Origin of the sequence: Paenibacillus harenae DSM 16969, assembly GCF_000422465.1 — a bacterium.
Classification (GTDB): domain Bacteria; phylum Bacillota; class Bacilli; order Paenibacillales; family Paenibacillaceae; genus Pristimantibacillus; species Pristimantibacillus harenae.
In genome coordinates this window covers 146,727-166,328 of the sequence record NZ_AULV01000018.1, presented here as the reverse complement: position 1 = coordinate 166,328, position 19,602 = coordinate 146,727, and the positions used below count along the sequence as shown (strand labels likewise).

The 19,602-nt window shown below is 53.9% G+C and carries 14 protein-coding genes; 2 read left to right on the top strand and 12 right to left on the bottom strand.

Annotated features, from left to right (window positions below):
* Positions 1–47 precede the first annotated feature (47 nt).
* The 12 genes from mglC to H581_RS0106475 all read right to left on the bottom strand — a co-directional run bounded on the left by mglC (position 48) and on the right by H581_RS0106475 (position 17,590).
* Positions 48–1,067, bottom strand: a complete 1,020-nt coding sequence (mglC, locus tag H581_RS0106530) for a galactose/methyl galactoside ABC transporter permease MglC (protein ID WP_036717951.1) — start codon at positions 1,065–1,067, stop codon at positions 48–50.
* Complete coding sequence (locus H581_RS0106525) at positions 1,045–2,601, bottom strand: sugar ABC transporter ATP-binding protein (protein ID WP_028609312.1); 1,557 nt, start codon at positions 2,599–2,601, stop codon at positions 1,045–1,047. The genes mglC and H581_RS0106525 overlap by 23 nt, the downstream gene beginning before the upstream one ends.
* A 72-nt stretch (positions 2,602–2,673) precedes the next feature.
* Positions 2,674–3,723, bottom strand: a complete 1,050-nt coding sequence (locus H581_RS0106520) for a galactose ABC transporter substrate-binding protein (protein ID WP_028609311.1) — start codon at positions 3,721–3,723, stop codon at positions 2,674–2,676.
* Between the two features lie 191 nt (positions 3,724–3,914).
* Positions 3,915–4,907, bottom strand: coding sequence for a substrate-binding domain-containing protein (locus H581_RS0106515; protein WP_036717949.1), 993 nt, complete (start codon positions 4,905–4,907; stop codon positions 3,915–3,917).
* Positions 4,897–6,756 (bottom strand): cache domain-containing sensor histidine kinase, encoded by a 1,860-nt coding sequence (locus tag H581_RS0106510; RefSeq protein WP_245599947.1) that lies wholly within the window; start codon positions 6,754–6,756, stop codon positions 4,897–4,899. Before H581_RS0106510 ends, H581_RS0106515 begins: the two co-directional genes overlap by 11 nt.
* Positions 6,753–8,414, bottom strand: coding sequence for a response regulator (locus tag H581_RS0106505; RefSeq protein ID WP_028609308.1), 1,662 nt, complete (start codon positions 8,412–8,414; stop codon positions 6,753–6,755). Before H581_RS0106505 ends, H581_RS0106510 begins: the two co-directional genes overlap by 4 nt.
* Positions 8,415–8,889: 475 nt before the next feature.
* On the bottom strand, positions 8,890–10,539 hold the full coding sequence (locus H581_RS0106500) for an MGH1-like glycoside hydrolase domain-containing protein (RefSeq protein ID WP_028609307.1): 1,650 nt from the start codon (positions 10,537–10,539) through the stop codon (positions 8,890–8,892).
* A 159-nt stretch (positions 10,540–10,698) separates the two neighbouring features.
* A complete protein-coding gene (locus H581_RS0106495; protein ID WP_028609306.1) occupies positions 10,699–12,042 on the bottom strand; it encodes an ABC transporter substrate-binding protein in 1,344 nt (447 codons plus the stop codon).
* 322 nt (positions 12,043–12,364) lie between these two features.
* Complete coding sequence (locus H581_RS0106490; protein ID WP_028609305.1) at positions 12,365–13,204, bottom strand: carbohydrate ABC transporter permease; 840 nt, start codon at positions 13,202–13,204, stop codon at positions 12,365–12,367.
* Between the two features lie 6 nt (positions 13,205–13,210).
* Positions 13,211–14,128 (bottom strand): carbohydrate ABC transporter permease, encoded by a 918-nt coding sequence (locus H581_RS0106485; protein WP_028609304.1) that lies wholly within the window; start codon positions 14,126–14,128, stop codon positions 13,211–13,213.
* Between the two features lie 62 nt (positions 14,129–14,190).
* Positions 14,191–15,792: a response regulator gene (locus tag H581_RS0106480; protein ID WP_036717946.1), complete on the bottom strand. Its 1,602-nt coding sequence runs from the start codon at positions 15,790–15,792 to the stop codon at positions 14,191–14,193.
* On the bottom strand, positions 15,767–17,590 hold the full coding sequence (locus tag H581_RS0106475) for a sensor histidine kinase (RefSeq protein ID WP_028609302.1): 1,824 nt from the start codon (positions 17,588–17,590) through the stop codon (positions 15,767–15,769). The genes H581_RS0106480 and H581_RS0106475 overlap by 26 nt, the downstream gene beginning before the upstream one ends.
* A gap of 226 nt (positions 17,591–17,816) precedes the next feature.
* Between H581_RS0106475 and H581_RS0106470 the strand changes: the two genes are divergently transcribed.
* Together H581_RS0106470 and H581_RS0106465 are read left to right on the top strand one after the other, a co-directional pair.
* Positions 17,817–18,551 (top strand): ABC transporter ATP-binding protein, encoded by a 735-nt coding sequence (locus H581_RS0106470; RefSeq protein ID WP_051250500.1) that lies wholly within the window; start codon positions 17,817–17,819, stop codon positions 18,549–18,551.
* Positions 18,552–18,553: 2 nt separating this feature from the next.
* Complete coding sequence (locus tag H581_RS0106465; protein ID WP_028609300.1) at positions 18,554–19,597, top strand: ABC transporter permease; 1,044 nt, start codon at positions 18,554–18,556, stop codon at positions 19,595–19,597.
* Positions 19,598–19,602: the final 5 nt, after the last annotated feature.

Here is a 19,602-nt window from a genome sequence, read left to right as displayed (position 1 = left end):
CTTGATTATTAACCGAATTAATTATTCATATCATTGCTGTTTTTCAATTATTTTTTAGCCATATATTTGCGGATGTCGAAGGCAACCGCAGCAACAATAATTAGACCTTTAATAATAAGCTGCCAATATGGACTGACGCCGATATAAGTCAAGCCGTAGTTGATAACGCCGAAGATCAGAACGCCCGCCGCAACGCCCGGTACGGTACCGACGCCGCCGGCCGTCGATACGCCGCCGACAACGCAGGCTGCGATCGCATCAAGCTCGTACATATTGCCGTAGTTGTTCGTCGCTCCGCCGGTCCGCGCCGCTTCCATTACGCCGGCAAGACCGTAAAGCGCGCCGGAAATCGCGTAGATAAGGATAAGGTTGCGGGCTACGTTAATACCCGATACATGCGCAGCCTGAACGTTGCCGCCGATGGCGTACATGTTTTTGCCAAGACGCGTTTTGTTGAAAACAACCCAGCAGATGAGCGCGACAACTACCGCGATAATGACGATATACGGGATGGTGTAACCGCCGCCCAGATCGATAAAGCCGGAGCCCCACTTCGTAAAGTCCGGACGAAGGCCGCCGATCGGCTGCGATTGGTTCGGCTCCATATCGAAGTAGAGGGAGTTAAGCCCGTAAATGCCGACCATTGTTCCAAGCGTCGCGATAAAAGGCGGCACGTGAAGCTTCGCTACGATCAGACCGTTCACCAGGCCGACGAGAAGGCCGACGACAATCCCGACAATAATGGGAAGTCCTACCCATAAATGCGGAAGATCGGGAAAAAACTTGCTTGCATAAGTATCAATCTGAAGCATCGAAGCCGAGATGACGGCCGTCAGGCCGACGACTCGCCCGGAGGACAAGTCGGTACCGCCCGTGATCAAGATGAATGCCGCGCCCAGCGCGATAATCAGCCTCGTGGACGATTGCTGCATAATATCCCGCAGTGTGGAAAAAGCTAAAAAGTTCGGGTCCGCAATCGCGATACCAATAACGAGCAGGACCAATACGACGAAGATGGCCCGCTGCGCCAAATAATCTTTTACTTTAAACAGTGCTTGCAAATTCATTTTTATTCCCTCCTGATTCAACCGACCGCTGCTGCGCGGCCAGGCGCATGATCTCCTGCTCTGTTGCCTGCTTGCCTTCCACTATGCCTGTCATGCGGCCTTCGCTCATCACCATAATCCGGTCGGACATGCCTAGCAGCTCCGGCATTTCAGAGGAAATCATTATAATGCTCTTTCCTTGCTTGGCCAGCTCGGTAATAATCGTATAAATTTCATATTTGGCACCGACGTCGATCCCCCGGGTAGGTTCATCCAGCAGCAAAATTTCCGGTTCCGTGAGCAGCCAGCGAGCGAGCAGAACCTTCTGCTGGTTGCCGCCCGACAGATTGCGAATCTGCGTATTGACCGAAGGCGTCTTCGTCCGCAGTTTCTCGACGTTCAACGCGGCTTCCTCTTTGCCCTTGCGTTCGTTCAGCAGGCCCGCCTTATTCTGATAACGGCCCAGATTGGCGATAATCGTATTCTCGTAGACCGACAGCACCGGGAAGATACCCGTTACCCGTCTCTCCTCCGTCAGAAGCGCGATATTATGCTTCTTCGCGTCGGACGGCGATTTGATCTTAACCGGCTTCCCATCGATCGAGATAGAGCCCGATGCCACGCTCCGCAGTCCGAACAGCGCCTCGACGAGCTCTGTCCGCTGAGCGCCTACGAGTCCGCCCAAGCCGAGAATTTCTCCGCGCCGAAGCTCGAAGGACACGTCCTGGAAGGACTTCGGATTCGGCGAGGACAGCTTCTCCACCTTCAGAAGCGTGTTCCCCGGCACATTGGTGCGCTCCGGGAACCGCTCCGTCAAATCCCGGCCGACCATCCGCGTGATGATGAGATCGGTTGTCAGCTCGGCGGACGGCCAAGTGCCGATATATTTTCCGTCCCGCATAATCGTCACTTCGTCGGAAATCCGCAAAATTTCTTCCATTTTGTGAGAAATGTAAATGATCGATACCCCGCGCTTGCGCAGCCGGTTAATGATGCCGAACAGCTGCTCGACTTCATTGCCGGTCAGGGAGGATGTCGGTTCATCCATCACGATCACCTTCGAGTTGAACGAAACCGCCTTCACGATTTCGAGCGACTGGATCTTCGATACCGATAGCGAGCCCGTTCTTGCCCGCGGATTTATATCAATCTCAAGGTCGCGGAATAATTCCAGCGTATCCTCATACATTCGCTTTTCATTAACAAGCTTGAAGGGCCCATAGCCGAACATCGGAAATCGGCCAAGCCATATATTCTCCATGACATTCCGGTGCGGAACCGGATGCAGCTCCTGATGAATCATAGAAATACCGCTGTTTAGCGCATCTTTCGAGTTGTTGATCGCCGTCTTGCTTCCGTTTATAAAAATTTCGCCTTCATCCGGCTTATAGATGCCGAATAAGCATTTCATCAAAGTCGATTTGCCCGCGCCGTTCTCGCCCATAAGCGCATGAACGGTTCCCGGCTTTACCTTAAGCGTTACGTCTTTTAGCGCCTGTACGCCAGGAAAGGCTTTTGAAATTCCCCGCATTTCCAGTACGTTTTGCTCCGCCATTCCATCTTCCCTCCTAAACTGGATGAGGGACAACGCCACTTACATGCCGCTGCCCCTCACTCCCTAACAAATCTATTGCGCGTCGGCTGCGTTTTCTTTGGTGATTTTCTTGTACGCGATCCACACGTATTTGCCGTCCGTGATATCAAAGCCGGTGTTATCTTTCGTTGGCGTTTCGCCTTTTGCGAGCGCAGCCGCAATCGCTACCGAAGCAGCGCCTTGGTTCTTCGCGTCGTTAAGGACCGTTCCAAGCATCGTGCCGTCCTGCAGCGCTTGGATCGCCGGAGCCGTTGCGTCAACGCCGACAACCGGCATATATTTGTCGCCCGAGAAGTAGCCCGCCGCTTTCAATGCTTCGATCGCGCCGAGCGCCATGTCGTCATTGTTCGCTAGAACCGCTTCGATTTTGTCGCCGTTTGACGCAAGGAAGGTTTGCATTTTTTCTTGGCCTTTTACACGATCCCACATTGCCGTATCTTCAGCCAGCGCCTCCACTTCGATGCCTGCGTCCTGGATTGCCTGAACGGAGAATTTCGTGCGCAGCTCTGCGTCCTGATGTCCCGGCTCGCCTGTCAGCATAACGTATTGAAGCTTGCCGTCTCCGTTCTTATCCGCGGCCGGATTCGCTTTCCAGTAGTCTACGATCAGCTGGCCGGAAATCGTGCCGGACTCTTCCGCTTTCGCGCCTACATAGAATACTTTGTCCCATTTATTCATGTCTTCGGCAATCGGCTCGCGGTTCAGGAAGACGACCGGAGTGTCGGCGCCCTTCGCTTTGTCGATGATAACGCCCGCAGCCGTACGGTCAACCGGGTTAATGATCAACGCATCATATTTCTTCGAGATGAACAGATCGACTTTTTCGTTCTGCGTCGGCTGCGCATTCTGGCTGTCTACGATATCCAGCTTCGCTTTGCCTTCCGCCGAATCCGACATCGCGTTTCTTACGCCGGTCATGAACGTATCGTCAAATTTATAAATCGCTACTCCGACCTGCGGCGTTCCGTTTGTATTCGAGGCTTCCCCGTTACTTCCGCTATTGCTGCCGCCGCTGTTGTTGCCGCAAGCCGCAGCCGTCAGCATAATTCCTGTCATAAGCACAAGCAACCATTTCTTTTTCATCTTGTATAGACCTCCCAGATTACTTTCGGTTTCCGCTCATTCGCAGCTCGCCGCCGCGCTTAAGCGTCTACTGTTATTATGAAGGATTGCCGGCCTCATTCGAATTCAATATTCTCATGCTTTCTATCAAAATTCTCATCAGTTACCGTGTAAAACGGCTGTTCAACCGATTTGCGGCGGCACAATCCCGTTTATTTCACAAACGGGAACAGCGTCTTCTGATTATTCATCCAGAACATATTGTCCGCGTCGATGACATTCGTTTCCAGCAGGATCGATTTGTCGACCCGCTCCCCGGACAACAGCGCAACCGCCTGCTTCACGCCAAGATACCCGGTGCTGAAGGCGTTCAGCACGACTAATTGATGAAGAACGCCTTCCTGAAGAAGCTCGAGCTGATCCATTTCGCTGCCGAACGTGACGATCTTCAGCTTCCCCTGCTCGCCGCGCCTTCTCACTTCATCCGATAATCCCAGCGAGGCCGATGCCTCGAGGGCAAGCACGCCGTCCAACCGGGCATGATCAAGCAGCTGCTTCGCGGCCTGCCAGCAGGCGTCCCGCAGATTTCCGCATGCGGCGCTGTCCGTTATTTGAATACCCGCATATTCCTCAAGAACGGCCCGGGCTCCGGCTTCACGCCGCTCCAGATCGGGGTCGCTCCGATCCGACCGGATGATCGCTACATTCCCGCTCCCGCCGAGCAGCTCCGCCATCGCCTCGCCCGCCTGCCGGCCGGCCTTCTCATTGTCCGCCGATACTGAAGTGAGCACGCCCTTGGCTGTCCGTTCATCGTTAAGGGTGACAATCGGCGTTCCTTTGGCCGATGCTCTTCCGGCAAGCTCCGTCAGCACGCGTTCGTCCGCCGGATCGATCAAGACCGCCGAGGCCCCGTTCTCAACAATAGCAAGCGCGGCTTGAAGCTGCTCTATCGCATCCTCATCGGGCTCGAACGAGATATATTCCAGCTCCGCTCCGAACTCCTTGACCGCCGCTTCGGCGCCAAGCCGCATCGCATCGCCCTGCTCGCTGGCATGGACGGGAGCGACTAGCGCAATGCGGAGCGCTGCTTCTTCCGCATCTCCGAGCTCGGGGGATGTGCAAGAGGCAAGCGCCGCCGCAGCGAGCAGAGAGGCCGCCGCGATTAACACGAATCTTTTTAGACAAGTACGAGATTTATTCACCATGCCCAGCCTCCTCCATACTTTGCCGCATAACCGGCATATATACGCGGACCGTCGTTCCTTCTTCCTGTTCGCTTTCATAGGTCAAGCCATACTGGGCGCCATAATAAAGCCTTATTCGATCATGCACGTTCCGGACGGCTACACCTGAGCCGGAACCTGCCCGTGAACCTGCGCCCGTGCCGCTGTCACCGGCATGTCCGGCAGCATTGTCCCCTCCGGCATTCATCTCCGCCAATATGCTCTTCAGCTTCTGCGGCGACATGCCTACGCCGTTATCCTCGACCTCCAGCACCAGCAGATCCTCCTTCACGAAGGCGCGGATCCGAATCCAGCCCTCATCCACCATGAACTCAATTCCGTGTACGATCGCATTTTCAATGAGCGGCTGCAGGACAAGCTTTAGCGTGTAGCAGGTTAACGCCTCTTCCTCCGCCTCGATTGTAAAATCAAATTTTTTCTTAAACCGCATCTGCTGAATCGTCAAATAATGCCGGGCATGCTCCAGCTCCTCGCTTACCGTAATCGACGTCTTCCCTTTGCTTAAACTGATGCGGAACAGCTTCGACAAGGACGTAATCATCGTGATCACCTCTTCGTTCTTGCTCATTCCGACCATCCGGACCACCGAGTTCAACGTGTTATACAGAAAATGAGGGTTAATCTGCGCCTGCAGCGCCTCCAGCTCATATTTCCGTTTCGACTCCTGCTCGACGATAATTTGTTTCATTAACTGCCTGATCTTATCGAGCATGAGATTGAAGCGGCTGGACAGCTGAACGACTTCCAGTGGCCCTCTCATCGGCAGCTCGACGTTGAAATCGCCGCGTTCGACCGCCTTCATCGATTTCCCCATCCGCCTGATCGGCCGGGTTAGCACCGCTGCGAGCAGGATGGAGATCAGAACCGAGAGCACCAACACGACCGCAACGACCTGAACCAAGTAACGGTTCACTTCCTCGCGGGTCGTCATGATTTCATCCAAATAAGAAACGCCGACAACCTTCCAGCCGATATTGACGACGGACTTCACCGTATTCAGCCGCTTCACCCCGGACGATTCATCCATATAGCTGTCCGATGAGGTTAACGCTTTCTCGACGCTTTCATTCCTCAGCCCCATATAGATCAGCTGCTGCTGCGGATGGTATACGATATTGCCTGCGCCTTCGTCGATAATATAGACATAGCCCCGCTTGCCGAGGCTGATCCGGCTGCTGAGCTCGTCGATCTTCTTGAAGTTGATATCTACGAGGAGGACAACGTTCACCGGTCTCCCTTCATGGATAACCGTAATTCCCTTGCTCATAGACACAACCCAAATGTAAGTGCCGTCATATAAATTCTGGACATGCGGCAGCGAGAAGCTGAGATGATCCGGCACCCGCATGGCGGAATGAAACCAGCTCTGCTCCGATACCCGGGCGCTCTCCCTGACCGGCAGCGTTGGGTGATTCCTAAGCAGCTTTCCACTCCCGTCGAACAGCGCAATCGACACCAGATCGTCGCGGCTGCTCATAATCGTATCCAGCTGCTCCGTAACTTGATCATCGTCCCACTGGCCCTCTGCCAGCATATTTTCTTCAATCGCCTGATACAGCTGCGCCATGCCGTCCACGTAATCCTCGAGATTATAGCTGACCTGATCGACGATTTGCTGCGTGCTCAGAAATACGTTTTGCTCCGCGGTACGCGAGAACTTGTTGTATAGCAGTACTGCGACAAGAACAACGATGATGAGAATAAATACCGAGAACGACCACATAATAATCGACTGGATGCTGCTTGCGCGCAGACTTTCCATCCACCGCTTCAGGGCGGACAGCGTCACCTTTCGTCTGAAAAGCGTCATGAATCGCGTGCCTCCTCCCCCGCGTCGGACAGAACGCGGCTGCGGTACTCCTTCGGCGATATGCCGACCTGCTTCTTGAAGCAGAAGCTGAAATAATTCGGATCGGCGAAGCCGACGCGCTCCGCGATTTCAAAAGCTTTCAGCTCCGACGCCCGCAGCAGCTCCTTGGCGGCCTCCATCCGGATATGCATCAAATACTGCACAAACGTCAATTTGACCTCCTTCTTGAAGACGCCGCTGAAGTAACCGGTACTGATATGAAGATGGGAGCAGAGCCTCTGAATCGAAATATCCGGATCGCCGTAATGCTCCTTCGTATAGTGAATCGCCTTCTCCACGATGTCTTTGTACGAATGCTGCCGCTTGCTTGCGATATGCTTCATAATGCGAAGGCACAGATCCTGGAACCACCGCTGCGCCTCCTGCATGCCCGAAAATTTAAATATTTCCGCATGCAGCTGGAAACCCGCGCCGAACAGCTCATCCAGGTTAATGTCGGCATCCTTGGCCGTGCGCATCACGGTCGTGACCACTTCCAGCAGATACACTTGAATATCGCTATAAGCAAAAGCAGATTCGTACAGCCCGTGGAAAATATCATCGACCGCTTCGCCGAGCTCCTCCGCCGTCCCTACCTTCAGGCTGCGGGTCAGCGCCTGCTCCTTCAGCTCGTCGAAGCGGAGCTTCTCGTATCGGCGATCCTCTACGTCATGAATGAAAATCACCTTCTCCGAGCCCAGCACGAGCCGGTAATCCAGCGCGAGCAGCGCATCCCCGTACGAATATTTCACGTCCGCGATATCCGTCACGACCGACCCTACGCCAATCGTCACCGGCAGCTTCAAGTAGTGAACGATGCTCTTCAGAATATTATCGAGCGTCTCCTGCACGCGTCGGAACCAAGCCTCTTCCCGGTTATCGTCGCCGATCGCCAGCAGCGCGATGCCGTCCTGATGGATAAAAGCGCTTCCAAGTTGATTTAGGTCCCAGATCTCTTTGGCAATATTCAACATCGCATGCAGCATCAAATCGAGATCACCGGAGTAACGCAGCGAGTGATCGATTTCCGCCTGTTCAACCTCCTCGGGCGCGTGAAGCGCAATGACGGCCACCGCATAGGTTGAACCGGAGAGATGAAGACCGTAATTCATCGCTTTTTCTTCGATCTTGCTCTTCGGCAGCTTGCGGTTCAGCAAGGAGGCGAGGAAGGTTTCGCGAAGCAGCGGCAGGCTGGTCCGGTAATGCTCCTTCAGCTGCCGGACGTCTTCGCGCTCGGCTACCTCGGCTTCGATTTTTTGCCGGATCTTCAGCAGCAGCTCTGTGAAGCTGTCCGCGGAGAACGGCTTCAGCAAATATTCGTCGACGCTGAGCCGGATCGCCTGGCGGGCATAATCGAACTCGTCATAGCCGGTCAGGATCACAATCTTCACCAGCGGATAATGAGCCCTCAGCCACTCGGACAGCTGAAGCCCGTCTTTGAACGGCATGCTGATATCCGTAATGACGACGTCCAGCTCGAGCCGGTCCGCCAGCTCCATGGCCTCTTTCCCGTTCTCGGCCGTACCGGCGACCGTAAAGCCGCAGGCCTTCCAATCGATTTCCTGGACGAGCCCGTCCCGCACATCGGTCTCATCATCCACCAACAGCACCTTATACACCTGAATTCCTCCCATTTTGTGCAATAAGCGAGCACTTCATTGCTCCAGAACAATTAGCTCTCTCTACGCCCCGCCCTAAAGTTTCTATTACCTGACAGATTTTTATTATTATCCGTAAAGTAAAAAAAATCCACAATCATTTAGGATTGTGGATGAGATCGTGAGTGCCGTAATTTCAAAATCAAAGGGAATTCCTTCCACTAAATGGCCTGGAAGCTGGTTTAGAAGAATTCTAACTGGAATTTCTCCCTCTAATTCGGTCATTATTAGGCGTATCAGTCTAAACGGGTCGATATAGAGGGAGTTTTTCCTGCTGGATGGGGAAGCAGCCGTCATACCGACAAAATAGCAGGAGGATTTCCTGCTGCATAAGCGATTTACAACAGCTGCTGTCTCTGCAAACGCAAAATCATTCTTCCGATCGCCGCTTTCGCCATATGGTCTGAATAAGGAGAAACCTGACTGCCCTTTCCCCTTAACGATAAGCAGGATGAACAATTCCGATATCCGATACGCTTCTGAACGCGCCGCTCCCGAAGGCCAGCACTTCATTCCCCTTCACCCTGAAGGCGATGTCGCTGCCCTGATAGTGAAGCGTTCCTTCTACCGTTCGGACGCTCATGCCAACGATGCTTCTCAAGCCGCCGTCCCGTCCGGTCACGACGCGAATACCGCTCGGGAAGCGGATATAGCTTTCGCCGTTCCGATAGATCTCAGAACCGGAACGTGTATTCAGCAGCTCATAGGAATCGCCGTCGACCCTTCTGCCGTAGCCCGTCTCCGGCGCGATTTCTTCGCCGTGGTCCATCGCATACGGAGCAAGTCCCGTAAACCAAAGCTCCCCTTCCGGAGTAGGCAAAATGCCGCATAACCGTTCTACATAGTCAAGCAGACATAGAATCGACGGAGAGTACGCCTCGGTGTAGCCTTCGTCGCCGGTCCAAGGACTGACCGTCTGCGCAAAGCGGGACGCCTTGGCGAAAGAAGAGAGAATCGGATACAGCACCCAGGTCAGCTCCACATGGCGGCCGTGATGCTCGAACGCATGCGGCGTACGGATCAGGCTCAGGAAATTGCTTGTCCCCCCCCAGCTGTTGTAGCTGGAGTTCGGGTCAAACCGCGGGTCGTCCATCGATATCGAGGTAAACGGATATTTAGCGAAAAACTTGCTTGTATTCAGCAGATAACGCCGCAGCATCGTATCGAAGAACGCCCGGTCTCCGACCTCGCACGCCATTACCCGGAGCAGCACGTCGGATTGCACGCGCACAAGCTTGTCATTCCGGTCGCGGTCGTAGAAGAAATGATCCTCTTCGTCGAAGCAATAACGGAACAAGCTGGCCAGACTGTCCTCTCCCTTAGCCAGCCATGGCTCGCCGGATTGTCCAAGCTCCTCCGCTATACGAGCCATATATATGCGCTGGCAATATACGTTGGCCGTCAGATCCGGCGCAAGGAAAGGCAAGATCGGGGAGTCCGGATTCACCCGCGCCGCATCGCCAAGATGCGGCGTATCCGGCACATGCCAGAAGCGCGGCGACAGGTCATGCCCCGTATCGAATGTGCTGAAGGCTTCTACGCAGCCTGTCCCTCGGGTATTCCGGTAAGCAACGAGCCACTCATCGTAACGCGCCATCGCCTCATACATCGTCTGAAGGAAGTTCTTGTCAGCAGCATGCAGCATGTAATGGTTCCAGACGCTGCGGGCGAGCGGCGTCACCAATTGAATCTGGCGGTAGGACGGACCTTGCCCGGTCAACTTATAAGGCAGAAGCCCGTCTTCCCGCTGATGCACGGCGAACGAGCGATAGGTCGCCTCCGATACGGACGGCATGAACCGCGACAGCAGCTCGGCGTTAATGGTCCCCGTGCTCTCCAGCCAGCAGCCGAGATAGACGCCGCCTTCCTGCAGGACCGGTTCATCGCCGCCTGTCGGCACGATGCAGTCAAGCAGATTCCGCACTGCGGCGTAATAGACCTGCTCCAGCTTGCCGGAGCTCGCCGTAAAGCGTACGCCAGATTGCTTCCACTCCTCTAAGCTCTTCTGATCCGACGGCTTCTTCAGCCCGCCAACCTTCCCGTCGACCGACAGCTCCCGAAGCTGCTTCAGCAATGATTCCTTCATCATGGCTGCCTCGCTTTCCGATTTTTGAAATAAAACAGACTGCCTCAAGGCAGCCTGTTCCTATATTCACTGAACGAATCTCACATGGCCTGCAGGCCGCCACCATAGAACATCTGCTGTTCTTAGCTGCGAGGGCAAGTTCCTCTTGCGACTGCCCTATTATTGATTGTTTTTGAAAATTTTCAGCGTACCGTTATAGAAGTCCTTAACCGCAGCCTCCACGCTCTTGCGTCCGAAGCCGATCTCGTACATCGTCGACTCCGCCAGCTTGGAATATTCAGAGAAGCCCGGAGGGTTGTAGCTTACGGCGAAAGGTTCTGTCTTCGTCGCTTCGGATACGCGGCTCGTATAGTCGTAGACGATCTTCTCTACCGGATTCGCTGTGCCTTCCAGCAAAGTGCGGTTAGCTGCCGTTACGGGAACGCCGCGGTCGCTTCCGAGAATTTTCGCTACTTCCGGATCATTGATGAAGAAGCTGAGCAGCGTCGCAACTTCCTTCGGATGTTTCGTCTTCGCATAACCCGAGAGACCCTGGCTCGACTCGAACACAACGCCTGTACCCTTGTCGCCGCGCGGAAGCTGTACCAGGATCAGCTCATCCTGCGTTAGCGATTGATGCGCAGCCAATTGGTTGGACGGAATCAGACTCATCGCGACTTTACCTGTTACGATCAACGATTTGCTCGTATCGCCCGGAGGGTTGGAGACCTGCAGCTCGGATGGCACGACACCGCCCGCTTTCGATGCGGCATCCCAGAATTGGAACCACTTCAGCACATCAGCTTCTTCGAAACCAAGCGTTCCGTTCGCCATATCATACAGCTGCTTGCCTTGCTGCTTCAAACCAATGTCCATTCCGTCGATAACCATGTTATAAGTGCCGTAGACGCCCTCGCCCAGCTTCTCGGAAATTTCTTTGCTGATACGGGCGAAGTCATCCCAGTTCCATCCGTCCTCCGGAACCGGCAATCCGGCCTTCTCGAAGAGCGTCTTGTTCACGACCACTCCGCGTGCATTGGCGCCTGCAGAAATATGCAGCAGCTTGCCGCCGATCGTGCCGTAATCGATCATCGATTGATCCATATCGCTCAAATTCAACTCTTTATCGGCATATGGCCCCAGGTCAAGGAGCACTTCTTTGTTCGCGTAATCGACCACGTTGCCTCCGAGGAAGAATACGTCCGGCGCCGTACCCGAAGCAAGCTGGGTGTTCAGCTTATCGAAGTAACCGGTTGATGGCGCGAACTCGCCAACGATCTTAATATTCGGGTATTTCTCTTGGAAGATGCCAAGCGCCTCGTTCGTAATATCCGCCCGTTTCTGATCTCCCCACCACATGACGCGCAGCTCAACCTGCTCTGCTTCGCCCGACGCATTGCCGCCTGCGGCGTTGCCGTTAGCTGCATTGCCATTGCTTGCGCCGCCGCTGCCGGTACCGCCGGAGCATGCCGCCGTAAAAACCATCAGCATCCCTAACATCAACGTAAGCATCCGTTTGTTCATCTTTGTTTCCCCCTATGCATGTAGTGAATTCGCTTTCACCTATTATGCTATCCTTCATTCGTCCGGATCGGAATTTCATTCCTTCGGGTATTGAGTATTAATTTTTTCGGCTATAAGTTGAACAAATGATTCATACGTGCTTATCACTTCGAGAGCAAATCATTCTTCCGACCGCTGTTGCAGCCAAATGGTTAGAATAAGAACCCTGTCAGGGTAACCATTCGGTCTGCAAAAAGCGAACACTTCGTTTCTCCAGATCGTTATGCTCTCTTCGCTCCGAGCGTGTGTTTCTTTCGTTCAACTTATATCGTCAGGTCGCCCGTTATTTCAACCCCGTCGTTGCGATACCCTCTAGGAAATAACGCTGAAAGATCATGAAAATAAGCGTAATCGGAACGAGCGACAGCGTCGACATCGCGAGCAGCGCTCCCCAGTCGGACTGACCGGTAGGGTCGAATAGGGACCGGATGCCCAGCTGTACCGTAAACAGCTTAATATCGCTCAAATAAATCATTTGGCTGAAGAAATCGTCCCATGACCAGATGAAGGTGAAGATCGCAGCCGATATAAGCGCCGGCGTAAGCAGCGGCATAATGATGCGGAAATAAATTTGCCGCTGGCTGCAGCCGTCGATCACCGCGCTCTCATCCAGCTCCCTTGGGATGCCGCGAATGAACTGAACCATCATCAGGATGAAGAAGGAATCATGCGCCAGCCATTTTGGCAGAACAAGAGGGTAATACGTATTAATCCACTGCAGCTCGTTATAGATGACATACTGCGGAACGAGCGTGACGTGATAAGGAAGCATGATCGTTACCAGCATGAAGGAAAACCATAGTTTCTGAAACTTGAAATCCAACCTGGCAAACGCGAACGCCGCGAAGGAGCAGGTTATCACGTTGCCGAGCACGCTCAGAATCGAAATCAGCCACGAATTTGCGAAAAACCTGCTGAACGCGATGCCCTGAAACCCGCGCCACCCATTGATGTAATTGTCCAGCGTGAACGATGCCGGCCACAAGCCGGGCTGTGCGAAGAGGATGTCATTCGGTTTAAAGGAGCTGCTAATCAGCCAGAGAACCGGATACAGCATGGCGAAGCCGAAAATGATGATCAGCGTATGCTTCGTAAAGACTTTTAACCCTGTTACAGTCGTCATGCCGTCTTACCTCCCTTCCTTGCCGTCGCCGTAGAATACCCAATATTTCGAGGTTGCGAAGATAACGGCCGTGAAAGCACCGATAATCAGCAGCATAATCCAGGCAAGGGCAGAAGCGTAACCCATATCGAAGAACGAGAAGCCCTTCATGTACAGGTATAAGGTGTAGAACATCGTTGCATCGAGCGGGCCGCCCCGGCCGTCGCCGATAACGAAAGCCGGCGTGAACGCCTGAAAGGAGTTAATGATGCTCATGACGAGATTAAAGAAAATGACCGGAGTCAGCATCGGCAGCGTAATGCGGAAAAACTGCCTGACCTTGTTCGCCCCGTCTACCTGAGCGGCTTCGTACAAATCGGCCGGAACCTGCTTGAGGCCTGCGAGGAAGATAACCATGGCAGAACCAAATTGCCAGACCGACAGCGAAATAATCGTGTATACGATGTAATCGGGATGAGAGATCCAGGAAGGTCCCTGAATGCCGAACCAGCCTAGAAATTGATTCACCAGGCCGCTGCCGTCGAAGATTTGCCGCCACACGATCGCAATCGCGACGCTTCCCCCCAGCAGGGACGGAATGTAGTATACGGTCCGGTAAATGCCAAGCGCCCGGATGCCTTTATTCAGAACGATGGCAACCAGCAGCGCGAAGGAAAGCCGGAGCGGCACGGATAGAAACACGTATTTGACGGTTAGCCATAAGGAATTCGAGAAGGTATCGTCTTCAATGAAGATGTCTAAGTAGTTGGCAAAGCCGATCCACTCCGGCGGCGTCAGAAGATTATACTTGGTCAGCGACAAATACAGCGAACCGAGCATCGGACCGAGCGTCAAGCAGAAAAAACCGAGCAGCCACGGCAGAAGAAATGTATACGCCGTAAGGTTATGCTGCCCTTTTGCAAGCGGCTTGCGGCTTGATTTCATCGCAATTCCCCCTCTCTATTGATGTACTTCCATCATAAGGGAGGGGTCTGCCCGAAAGAATGCTATTTCTTCGGGTGTTCGCTATCAATTTTTTCAGATGACTGCTGCCGGTATTCCGACGGGGTGAGCCCGTGCATCCGCTTGAACTTCGAGCTGAAGTAGCTTGCATTGGAGAAGCCGGTCAGCTCCGCGATGTCCCACAGGCTGAGCGTCGTCGTCCGGAGCATCCGCACCGCCTGATTCATGCGCGCCTCGGTTAAGTATTGAATAAAGGTCTTGCCGACCTTCGCTTTGAACATTTCAGAGAAATAAGAGGAGTTATAATTAAACTTCTCGGAAATCATCGTTAAATTCAAATCGTACATGTAATTCTCGTCGATAAAATGCTGAGCCGCCTCGATCAGGGAAGGATCGCCCTCCCCGGAATCGATCTCCCGCTTCCGCTCGATCTTGGCGGCCAGCCGCATAAGAAACGGCTCCGCCTTCTCTACCGTATCGAGGCTGAGCGACATTTCCGGACGCAGCCACAACTGCTCCCTGCTGTCGAGCGCGATGTGTTGCTCATGCGCAACCGACTCCAACATCAAATAAAGCTGAAAGATCACTTTCACAAAACGGGGCTGCGACCCGATCGTTCCCCGCAATTCATGCCGGATCGCCTCACTGAACTTGGAGAGCTCTCCCCGGGTCAAATACCGCCTCAGAACCTTGATCGTATCCTCAGGCAGCGCCGCTTGTCCGGCAGGGGTCCGGGATTTGCCGGTTTCCCTGTCGTTCGGCAGATTCCATGCCAGCAGGGCGGTAATATAACCTTCCTTCCACTGCACGAATCCGGTCACGGCTTGCCCGATGCCTACCCGCAGCTCGAAACCCATAAAGGTCTTTACATTCTGATGCAGCGCCCCGGTAAATTCCCGCTCCAGCGCTTCATTCTCCAGCATGACAAAATGCATCAGGCCGGGATAGTTGGCGTCGCGGAACACTTGAATGAAGCCTCGATGCTTGTCCGCGCATTCCCTGGAAATAATGTCGAACGGGAGACGGAATTTATCCGGCGACCGCTCGGAAGGATGCTCCGGAGCTGCAGCATCCTTCAGTCCGGCCGTCATGAATCTTACCTTGCGGTCGTCCCAGACATCGAGCTCGAATAATCTGGCCCGGTCCTTCACGACGCTTATCCTCTCCAGCTCTTCCTTCACGAGATGAACGATAAAATGCTCCTTCATTTTCGCGTAATATTGTGAAAGCCGCCACTCTGTCATCGCTGCCTGATCCTGGCTGCGGCGCTCTTTGTCCAGCTCCTGCTTGACATTCGTTAATGCCATGGTCAGCTCGTCTCTCGCCACCGGCTTCAGCAAATAATCCCGCGCATGGTTTTTAACCGCCGCTTTCGCATATTGAAAATCTTCATATCCCGTTATAACGATCAGACGCAGAGAGGGATATTGGTCATGGCAAGCATCCAGGAAGGTCATCCCGTCCATGACCGGCATATTCATATCGGTGATGACGATATCGATCGCCTCGCCCGTCAGGATCTCCATCGCTTCCACGCCGTTCGAAGCCTCCGCCGCGATGAGGAGGCCCAGACCTTCCCAATCGACCTTGAGCTGCAGCCCTTGTCTGATTTCCGGTTCATCATCCACGATCAATACTCGGTACATAATGGCGTTCCTCCTGTGCGGGTAGTATGAGCTCGATCGTCGTTCCTTCTCCAATTGCAGAATCAATTCGGACCTCGAACAACGATTCATAATATAGTCGGCAGCGGGATAGAACATTCCCTAGACCAATCTGGCTGTCGCGGCTTGTCAGAATATGATCCAGCTGCGCGGCAGCCGAGGAATCGAGCACTTGCTTGACCCGTTCGGGCGCCATGCCCGGACCGTTATCGGCTACAATCAGATGGACCCGCCCCTCCGCATGGCGCACACGGATGCGGACCTTCGCCTCCGGCTGATGCAGGAAACCGTACTTCACCGCATTCTCGATTAGCGGCTGGATAATAAATTTCGCCACTGTGAGCCGCTCCAGATCCCCTTCCTTCTCTAGCGAAATGTGAAGGCGATCGCCGAATCGGATGGTCAGTATCGACATATAATGGCGGACATAGAGGAGCTCCTCCTCGAGACGAATCAGGTCGTCGCTCATCCGCAGCGAGAAACGCATCATTTTCCCAAGCGATTCAATGACCTGCACCGTGTCGTCCGTCCGCTTCTGCATCGCTAAGCTGCTCATCAGCTCCAGCGTATTGAACAGGAAATGCGGGTTAATCTGCATAAGCAGCGCCTTGTATTCCGCCTGCTGCCTGAGCAGCTTGAGCTCGAATTCGGTTTTGATATGCTGCCGCAGCTGGATGACCATGTTGCGGAACGTCTCCGTCGCGAAGCCGACCTCATTACGCAAACTTCTCACGGGCGCGAGCCGGCTCTCCGCATGGACGAAGTCCCCGCGCTGCACGTGCCGCATCGCGAGCACCAGCCGCGAGAGAGGTTTCGTGATGCCGTGCGACAGCCACGTCGACAGGATCAAGGAAAGCAGGAGCAGCAAAGCCGCGACGATGAGAATCGTTTGCCTCAGCTGGAACAGCTTGGAGTACAGATCATTCTCGGAGACGAAGCCGACCAGCAGCCAATTCGTCTGCGGCAGCTTCTTGTACACCAGAATCTCCTTCCCGCCCTGCTCGTTCGTCAAGGAGACGACCCCCTGCTTTCTCCAGCCGCTGCGAATCTGCCCGACCTGCCGGAGCATATCCGAGTGCGCGTCGTATTCCGTCTGTGACAGCATCGGATTCCCGTTCTGATCCAATAAATAAATCGTGCCGCTCTCGCCCAAATGAATGCGGCCCAGCGGTTCGAGGAAATAGTCTGCGCTTACATTTATCTTCATTACGCTTTTCGTTAGGGAGGGCTCGAACGAGCCGATCGGCATCAGCATGCTGATCACGGGATGTTTGTTATTATTATTGCGCAATTCCGCGGCATCCGTATGTGCGGCAATCCAGCGCAGATCCTGCTTTTTAAAATCGTGATACCACTTCTCCTCCAGAAACGAGGGATCGGTAACGACCATATTGCCGCTGCTCAGCCACATGCCCTCCTGCCGGTATACCGTAACCGAAGAAACGCTCGAGTAGCTGTTCGTCGTCCGCGTCAGGAACTGGCTCATATGGTAGTGGGCCAGATTTTTCTCCCCTCCCGAAGCGGCCGGATCGGAGGCTGCCGCATCCCAATTTTTCGAAATATCGCTGTTGAAGACGATGGAAGCCAGGTCATAAATTTGCGTCTGGACCATATCAATGTAGGAGCCGTATTCATCCATCTTCTCCAGTGCCGAGGACTCGATATAAGACCGGATAATGGCACGGGATTGATTAAACAAATAGATCGACATCGTAAGGAAGGATAAGACGAAGAGTAGAAAAAAAATCGCGATCAACCGGCTTTTCAGCGAATAAAACATAGCCTGTCCCCTCTCATTCCGGCAAACTCCCGTTTCGTTATACCCATTATAACGATCGTCCCGGTTCGTGCAATGGAAGGCGTTCGCCGGCGCATCACAGGCCGTCATTTTTTTATTTGAAAAATGCGAGTGATTACTCACTTGACCGATTGGCGGATCGGGAGTATATTGGGTTTAATAACGAGAGTGAGTAATTACTCACTTTTTATTCGGAGGAGTGAAACGAATGAGCAAAGAAAATGAAATTTGCATTCAAGCCCGCGGCGTCATACGTAAATTCGATGACAAAACGGTCCTTCACGACATTAGCCTCACGGTCGGCAAAGGCGAGATTTTCGGCTTGCTAGGGCCCTCGGGATCCGGCAAAACGACATTCGTCAAAATAATCGCCGGCATCGACGAAGCGACCGGCGGTCGGATCGAGGTGCTTGGCACGCAGATGCCGAAGCTTGCGATGATGGTCCGAATCGGCTATATGGCTCAATCGGACGCTTTATACGCGGAGCTGACCGCTAAAGAAAACCTGTTATTTTTCGGCTCCCTCTTCGGCCTCCGCGGCGAGCCTCTGAAGAGGAGAATGGGGCGGGTGATGGAGCTTGTGAATCTGACGGATCACATGAAGCGCTCCGTCAGTTCCTACTCCGGCGGCATGAAGCGCCGCTTATCGCTGGCCATCGCGCTGCTTCACGAGCCGGAGGTGCTTATACTGGATGAGCCGACCGTCGGGATCGATCCCGTCCTTCGCAAATCGATATGGGATGAGCTGCAGCATTTAAGCAACAAAGGAACGACGATTCTCGTCACGACCCACGTGATGGACGAAGCGGACAAGTGCCATCGGCTCGGAATGGTCCGCGACGGACACCTGATCGCCTCCGGCTCCCCTGACGAGCTGAAGGCGCAGACCGGAAGCTCCACGATCGAGGAAGCATTTCTTTATTACGGAGGTATACGCGCATGAGCATGAGAATCAAGGCCCTCATCATTCGTATTATCCGTCAGTTTATTCATGATAAACGGTCCATGGCTCTGCTGATCGCCGCGCCGCTGCTCGTCTTGTCTCTGATGTACCTGGTCTTTAACGGCGACGCGTATCAACCCAAGCTCGGAACTATACAAGTACCGGAGTCGATTACGCAAAGCTTAAGCGCGGCCGATGCCGAAGTAACCGTCTTCGAATCGCAAGAGGAAGCCGAAGCCGCGCTGAAGGATCAAAGGATAGACGCGATCATCCGGCTTGACGGCGCTTCGCCGCATATCAGGTTGGAGGGCAGCGACCCTGCCAAGAACCGCGCCGTCATGATGCTGATCCAGAAGGCTGTGCAGGCGCGGGCGCCTGCCGTCGACCAGGCTGCCGCCGGACTTCCCGCTCCGGTATTCGAATATCTGCACGGCTCGGAGGACATGTCTTCCTTCGATCATTTTGGCCCCGTATTAATCGGATTATTTGCCTTCTTCTTCGTGTTCCTCATTGCCGGGGTTTCCTTCCTGAAGGAGCGCACCAGCGGAACCTTGGAGCGTCTTCTGGCCACGCCTCTGCGCCGGTGGGAGATTGTTGCCGGATATATGGTTGGCTTCGGCATCTTCACCAGTCTGCAGGGTGTGTTGATTGCCGGATATACGATCGGCGTATTGGGAAGTATGATGGCGGGATCGTTCTGGTACGTGCTGCTCATTATGCTGCTCTTGTCCCTGACGGCGCTCAGCTTCGGCACATTCCTGTCCGCGTTCGCAAACACGGAGTTTCAAATGATTCAATTCATTCCGCTCGTCATCGTGCCGCAAGTTTTTTTCTCCGGCTTGTTCGATCTGGACGGCATGTCGCCATGGCTAAGCTGGCTGTCCTATATTACGCCGCTTAAGTACGGCGCCGATGCGCTGCGGAACGTCATGATCCGCGGCGAAGGCTGGAGCGCGATCGCATCCGATGTCTTTGTTTTACTGGCGCTCACCCTCCTCTTCATGGCGGCCAACGTGCTCGCATTGCGCAAGCACCGGAAAATATAGTAATC

Bases quoted from the DNA above. Each gene is read 5' to 3' on its own strand.
- mglC (WP_036717951.1), bottom strand. From the start codon at position 1,067: ATGAATTTGCAAGCACTGTTTAAAGTAAAAGATTATTTGGCGCAGCGG.
- H581_RS0106525 (WP_028609312.1), bottom strand. From the start codon at position 2,601: ATGGCGGAGCAAAACGTACTGGAAATGCGGGGAATTTCAAAAGCCTTT.
- H581_RS0106520 (WP_028609311.1), bottom strand. From the start codon at position 3,723: ATGAAAAAGAAATGGTTGCTTGTGCTTATGACAGGAATTATGCTGACG.
- H581_RS0106515 (WP_036717949.1), bottom strand. From the start codon at position 4,907: ATGGTGAATAAATCTCGTACTTGTCTAAAAAGATTCGTGTTAATCGCG.
- H581_RS0106510 (WP_245599947.1), bottom strand. From the start codon at position 6,756: ATGACGCTTTTCAGACGAAAGGTGACGCTGTCCGCCCTGAAGCGGTGG.
- H581_RS0106500 (WP_028609307.1), bottom strand. From the start codon at position 10,539: ATGAAGGAATCATTGCTGAAGCAGCTTCGGGAGCTGTCGGTCGACGGG.
- H581_RS0106495 (WP_028609306.1), bottom strand. From the start codon at position 12,042: ATGAACAAACGGATGCTTACGTTGATGTTAGGGATGCTGATGGTTTTT.
- H581_RS0106490 (WP_028609305.1), bottom strand. From the start codon at position 13,204: ATGACGACTGTAACAGGGTTAAAAGTCTTTACGAAGCATACGCTGATC.
- H581_RS0106485 (WP_028609304.1), bottom strand. From the start codon at position 14,128: ATGAAATCAAGCCGCAAGCCGCTTGCAAAAGGGCAGCATAACCTTACG.
- H581_RS0106480 (WP_036717946.1), bottom strand. From the start codon at position 15,792: ATGTACCGAGTATTGATCGTGGATGATGAACCGGAAATCAGACAAGGG.
- H581_RS0106475 (WP_028609302.1), bottom strand. From the start codon at position 17,590: ATGTTTTATTCGCTGAAAAGCCGGTTGATCGCGATTTTTTTTCTACTC.
- H581_RS0106470 (WP_051250500.1), top strand. From the start codon at position 17,817: ATGAGCAAAGAAAATGAAATTTGCATTCAAGCCCGCGGCGTCATACGT.
- H581_RS0106465 (WP_028609300.1), top strand. From the start codon at position 18,554: ATGAGAATCAAGGCCCTCATCATTCGTATTATCCGTCAGTTTATTCAT.